General features: G+C 68.1%; 5 protein-coding genes. 4 read left to right on the top strand and 1 reads right to left on the bottom strand.

Annotated features, from left to right (window positions below):
- Nucleotides 1-68 precede the first annotated feature (68 nt).
- From ACNPNP_RS14625 to ACNPNP_RS14610, 4 genes are all read left to right on the top strand, one after another.
- Entirely contained in the window at nucleotides 69-1,112 is a 1,044-nt protein-coding gene (locus ACNPNP_RS14625; protein WP_448966754.1) for a carbohydrate ABC transporter permease, read from the top strand.
- Complete coding sequence (locus ACNPNP_RS14620) at nucleotides 1,109-1,996, top strand: carbohydrate ABC transporter permease (RefSeq protein ID WP_448966753.1); 888 nt, start codon at nucleotides 1,109-1,111, stop codon at nucleotides 1,994-1,996. The genes ACNPNP_RS14625 and ACNPNP_RS14620 overlap by 4 nt, the downstream gene beginning before the upstream one ends.
- A 5-nt stretch (nucleotides 1,997-2,001) precedes the next feature.
- Entirely contained in the window at nucleotides 2,002-3,432 is a 1,431-nt protein-coding gene (locus ACNPNP_RS14615; protein WP_448966752.1) for a GH1 family beta-glucosidase, read from the top strand.
- 89 nt (nucleotides 3,433-3,521) lie between these two features.
- On the top strand, nucleotides 3,522-4,514 hold the full coding sequence (locus ACNPNP_RS14610; RefSeq protein WP_448966751.1) for a LacI family DNA-binding transcriptional regulator: 993 nt from the start codon (nucleotides 3,522-3,524) through the stop codon (nucleotides 4,512-4,514).
- A gap of 12 nt (nucleotides 4,515-4,526) precedes the next feature.
- Here the strand turns inward: ACNPNP_RS14610 and ACNPNP_RS14605 are convergent.
- A partial coding sequence (locus ACNPNP_RS14605; protein WP_448966750.1) for a hypothetical protein occupies nucleotides 4,527-5,210 on the bottom strand: 684 nt, incomplete at its 5' end.

The raw sequence follows: 5,210 nt of genomic DNA, 5'->3' as shown, positions 1-5,210 counted from the left end.
CGACGGTCGCCGGGCCTCCCGAAGCACAGTCCCCGGCATCAGCACGCGACGCGACAAGGACACAGACAATGACTCTCACCGCTCCGCCGAAGGAGCGCCGAGACACAGCATCCGCAAAGCAGGCGGATGCCGTGCCGAAGCGCTCCTGGCGCCACCGCCTCTCGCGGTTCGATCAGAACGCCTCGCCGTACGCGTACGTCGCGCCGTTCTTCCTGCTGTTCGGTCTCGTCGGGCTCTTCCCGCTGGTGTACACGGTCTACGTGGCCGTGCACGAGTGGGACCTGCTGAAGGGCGAGGGCGACTTCGTCGGCTTCGGCAACTTCGTCGAGATCCTCGGCGACGCGATGTTCTGGAACTCGATCGTCAACACGCTGAGCATCTTCCTGCTCTCCGCGATCCCGCAGCTGGCGGTGGCCCTGCTGGTCGCCTACCTGCTCGACCGAGGGCTGCGCGCCCCGACCATCTGGCGCATGAGCGTGCTCATCCCGTTCGTGGTCACGCCCGTGGCCGTCGCCATCATCTTCTCGAGCATCTTCAACGAGGCCGACGGTCTCGCCAACAACCTGCTGAACCTGATCGGCATCGTCGATCAGGAGTGGAAGCACAACACCTTCCTCTCGCACATCGCGATCGCAGTGATGGTGAACTTCCGCTGGACCGGCTACAACGCCCTGATCCTGCTCGCGGCGATGCAGGCCGTCCCGCGCGACCTCTACGAGTCCGCTGCGATCGACGGCGCTGGCCCTGGCCGCCGGTTCTTCTCGATCACGATCCCGACGATCCGTCCGACGCTGATCTTCGTGATCATCACCGCCACCATCGGCGGTCTGCAGATCTTCGCCGAGCCGAGGCTGTTCGACGTGTCGACGGCCGGCGGCATCGGCGGCAGCGACCGTCAGTTCCAGACCACGGTGCTGTTCCTGTGGGAACTCGCATTCTTCCGGCGCAACCTCGGTGAAGCATCCGCCGTCGCCATCCTGCTGTTCCTGCTCATCGTCGGCATCGGCGTGATCAACTTCCTGCTCTCCCGGCGCATCGCGACGGGGTCCGCCCCCAGGACCCGTGCCATCAGACGTCGAGCCCGCACGAACACCCAGGAGAAGACGCGATGACCGCCACCCAGGTACTCAGCGTGCCGGAGAAGATCCGCAGGCGTCGAAGCAGCGGCGGCAACGCCGGGATCGGCAGCCGTCCTGGCTTCCTCACCTACGGGCTGCTCGCCGCCTTCATCATCGGCAGCGTGTACCCGCTGTGGTGGTCGGTCGTCGTCGCCAGCGGCACCAACTCGACCCGCGGCGAGACGCTGCCGATGATCCCGGGCGGCAACTTCTTCGCGAACGCCGCGAAGGTGTTCGACGCCATCCCGTTCTGGCTGGCACTGGGCAACTCCCTGCTCGTGTCGACGATCATCACCCTCTCGGTCGTGACCTTCTCGACCCTTGCCGGCTACGCCTTCGCGAAGCTGCGCTTCAAGGGGCGCGAGGGACTCATGATCTTCGTGATCGCGACCATGGCGATCCCGACCCAGCTCGGCATCATCCCGCTGTTCATGGTGATGCGCGAGCTCGGGTGGACGGGATCCATCGGCGCGGTGATCATCCCGACCCTGGTCACGGCGTTCGGCGTCTTCTTCATGCGCCAGTACCTCGTCGACGTCATCCCCGATGAGCTCATCGAGGCGGCCCGCATGGACGGCGCCAACCAGTTCCGCACGTTCCTCACAGTCGGCATCCCCGCTGCGCGGCCCGCCATGGCCATCCTCGGTCTGTTCACGTTCATGACCGCGTGGACCGACTACCTGTGGCCGCTGATCGTGCTCTCCCCCCAGAACCCGACCCTGCAGACGGCGCTGAGCCAGCTGCAGTCCGGGTACTACGTCGACTACTCGATCGTGCTCACGGGCGCGGTGCTCGCGACGCTGCCGCTGCTGATCCTGTTCGCCGTCGCCGGCAAGCAGCTGGTCAGTGGAATCATGGCCGGCGCGGTGAAAGGATGACCGCTATGACCCGCCCCTTCCCCGAGGAGTTCCTGTTCGGCGCCGCCACCGCGGCGTACCAGATCGAAGGCGCTGCGCACGAGGACGGTCGCACCGATTCGATCTGGGATGCGTTCGCGCGCGTACCCGGCGCCGTCGTCGGCGGCGAGAGCGGCGAGGCGGCCTGCGATCACTATCACCGCTACCCCGAAGACGTCGCGCTCATGACCGCGCTCGGTCTGCAGACCTATCGCTTCTCGACCTCGTGGGCGCGCGTGCGTCCGGACGGCGGCGCGGTGAACAGGGCCGGCGTCGACTTCTACAGCCGCCTCGTGGACGAGCTGCTCGGCGCCGACATCCTGCCGTGGCTCACGCTGTACCACTGGGACATGCCGCAGGCGCTGCAGGAGAAGGGCGGGTGGACGAACCGCGACACCGTCGACCGATTCCTCGACTACGCCGGCACCATGCACGATGCGCTCGGCGACCGAGTGAACGTGTGGACGACGCTGAACGAGCCGTGGTGCTCCTCATTCCTCTCCTACACGGGAGGTGAGCACGCGCCGGGTCACACGAGCGTCGCCGAGGGGCTGCTCGCGTCGCACCACCTGCTGCTCGCGCACGGCCGGACCGTGCAGGAGCTGCGTTCGCGTGATGAGACGTTGAACCTCGGCATCACGCTGAACCACACGGTCGCCGATCCGGCCGATCCCGACCGTCCCGCCGACGCCGACGCCGTGCGCCGAGTGGACGGCCAGTTCAACCGGTGGTTCCTCGACCCGATCTACCGCGGCTCGTACCCCGCGGACATCGTCGAGGACATCCGCGGCGTCGATCCGGATGCGGTCGCGCTGTTCGAGGCCGCGATCCACGACGGCGACATGGTGTCGATCTCGCAGAAGATCGACACCCAGGGCGTCAACTACTACCACGGTGATCTTCTGTCCGGTCGGGCTCCGGCGGTGCCGCCGGTGTCGGGCGGGCCGACGACCGAGAGGGCGAGGCGCAGCCCGTACCCGTCGAACGACGGCATCCACACGGTCGAGCGCGGACTGCCGCGCACGGCGCAGAACTGGGAGGTGCAGCCGGAGGGGCTCACCCGCCTGCTGCAGCGTGTCTGGACCGAGTACGCCGAGCCGGCCGGCACCGTGCTGTACGTGACCGAGAACGGCGCCGCGTACGACGACGTCGCGGTCGTCGAGGACGGCGAGACGCGCGTGCACGACGCGGATCGCACCGATTTCCTTCGCCAGCATCTCGGTGCCGTGCTGGATGCCGCGGATGCCGGAGTCGACGTGCGCGGCTACTTCTACTGGTCGATGTTCGACAACTTCGAGTGGGCGTGGGGCTACGACAAGCGATTCGGCATCGTGCGTGTCGACTACGACACTCAGCAGCGCAGCCTCAAGGACAGTGGTCGGGAGTACGCTCGCATCATCGCCGCGCGCACCCTCTAGGCGGGGTCGTCGGCATTCAGATCGCGCGAAGTGCTGCACTCGGACCCGGGACGCAGCCCTTTGCGCGATTCGAACGAAGGAGGTTGCCGATGACACGAGCGACGATCGAAGAGGTGGCGGCCACCGCGGGAGTATCGCGTTCGACGGTGTCGCGCGTGGTCAACGGCTCCACCGCGGTGAGCCCGGAGGCGCTCGTCGCCGTGCAGACGGCGATCGCCGAGCTCAACTACGTGCCCAACCGTGCTGCCCGTTCCCTGGCGTCCAAGCAGACGCACGCGATCGCTCTGATCGTCCCGGAGGACACCACGCGCTTCTTCGGCGATCCGTTCTTCGCCTCGATCGTCGCCGGCATCACCGGCGCGCTCAGAGGCTCGGACTATCTGCTCAATCTGCTCATCGCCAGTGACGACCCCGGCGACAAGATGACGAGCTTCGTGCGCAACGGCGGTGTGGACGGCGCGCTCATCGTGTCGCATCACACGAGCGACGCGTTCATCGATCGCATCGCGGATGCCGTGCCCGTCGTCTGGGGCGGACGCCCTCTGCGGCAGCGCCCGAGCGATTACGTGGTCGACGTCGACAACGTCGCGGCGGCTCGCACCGCGACGCAGCGCCTGATCGACATCGGCCGCACGCGTATCGCGACGATCTCCGGTCCGTTGAGCATGCTCGCCTCCGTCGATCGCGTGCAGGGCTTCCGCGATGCGCTTTCGGATGCCGGACTCGCCCCGTTCGCGGAGGAGGAGGGTGATTACGGTGAGACGAGCGGCGCGGAGGCCGTGCGCCGCATCCTGTCGGCCGGCACTCCTGACGCGATCTTCGTGGCGAGCGACCTCATGGCACGCGGCGCGCTGAACGCCATGCGGTCGGTGGGGTTGAGGGTGCCGGAGGATGTCGCCCTGCTCGGGTTCGACGACTCGGCGGTGGCGTTGTCCACCGACCCTCCGCTGACGACGATGCGACAGCCGATGTATCTGCAGGGCGAGACCATGGCCGCGGTGCTGCTCTCCCGCCTCTCCGGCGGCGAGACCGAGAAGATGACGATCCTGCCGACCGAGCTGGTCGTGCGCGGGTCGGCGTAGAACGCTCCGCGCTCAGAACCGGCGACCCCCGGAACGACCTGACGACCTGCTGCCGCCGGAGCTGCTGAAGGACCGACTGCTCGACGATCGCGATGAGCTGCTCCGTGACGAACCGCTCCACGAGGAACCTCCCCATCCGGATGAGCCTCCGCCCCCGCCCCCGCCGCTGCGGCCGAACGCACCGGAGAGCGCGCCGATCACCACGCCGCCGATGACGAACAGCACGACGAGTCCTGGCTGCTCCTCGGCGACGGCCATGCTGCTGAAGAACCCGAGTCCGCCGCCGCAGACCGCGCCCCACACCGCCTTCCCGGCCGTCCCGTCGTCCTCTTCGTACACGCGTGGCCGCCGCCACTCCGAGCGCTCGGTCGTGCGCGTGGGCGGGTCGTACATCACAGGGCCGTCATCGGGTGGCCGGACGGATCGGACGAAGCGCCCGCTCTCCGGCGCCGCCGAGGCGCCGACGAGACTCTGCACCTGCTCAGCCGCGGACAGTGCGGACGCCGCCTGCTGTTCTGCGTCCTCCGTGCCGGCGGCCGCCACGGATTCGGCGAGCTTCCGCTGGGCGAACTGCAGCCGCATCAGGGGGAACGAGGTCACCTCGCCCGGTCGTGCCTGCACCGAGATCTCCGCCGCGCGGACGGCGGCCTTCGCCTGGTCGATGATCGATCCCGTCGCCGTCGCCGTGGGCACGGT

This window comes from Microbacterium xerophyticum (assembly GCF_053543555.1).
This window is presented reverse-complemented; position numbering and strand designations above follow the sequence as displayed.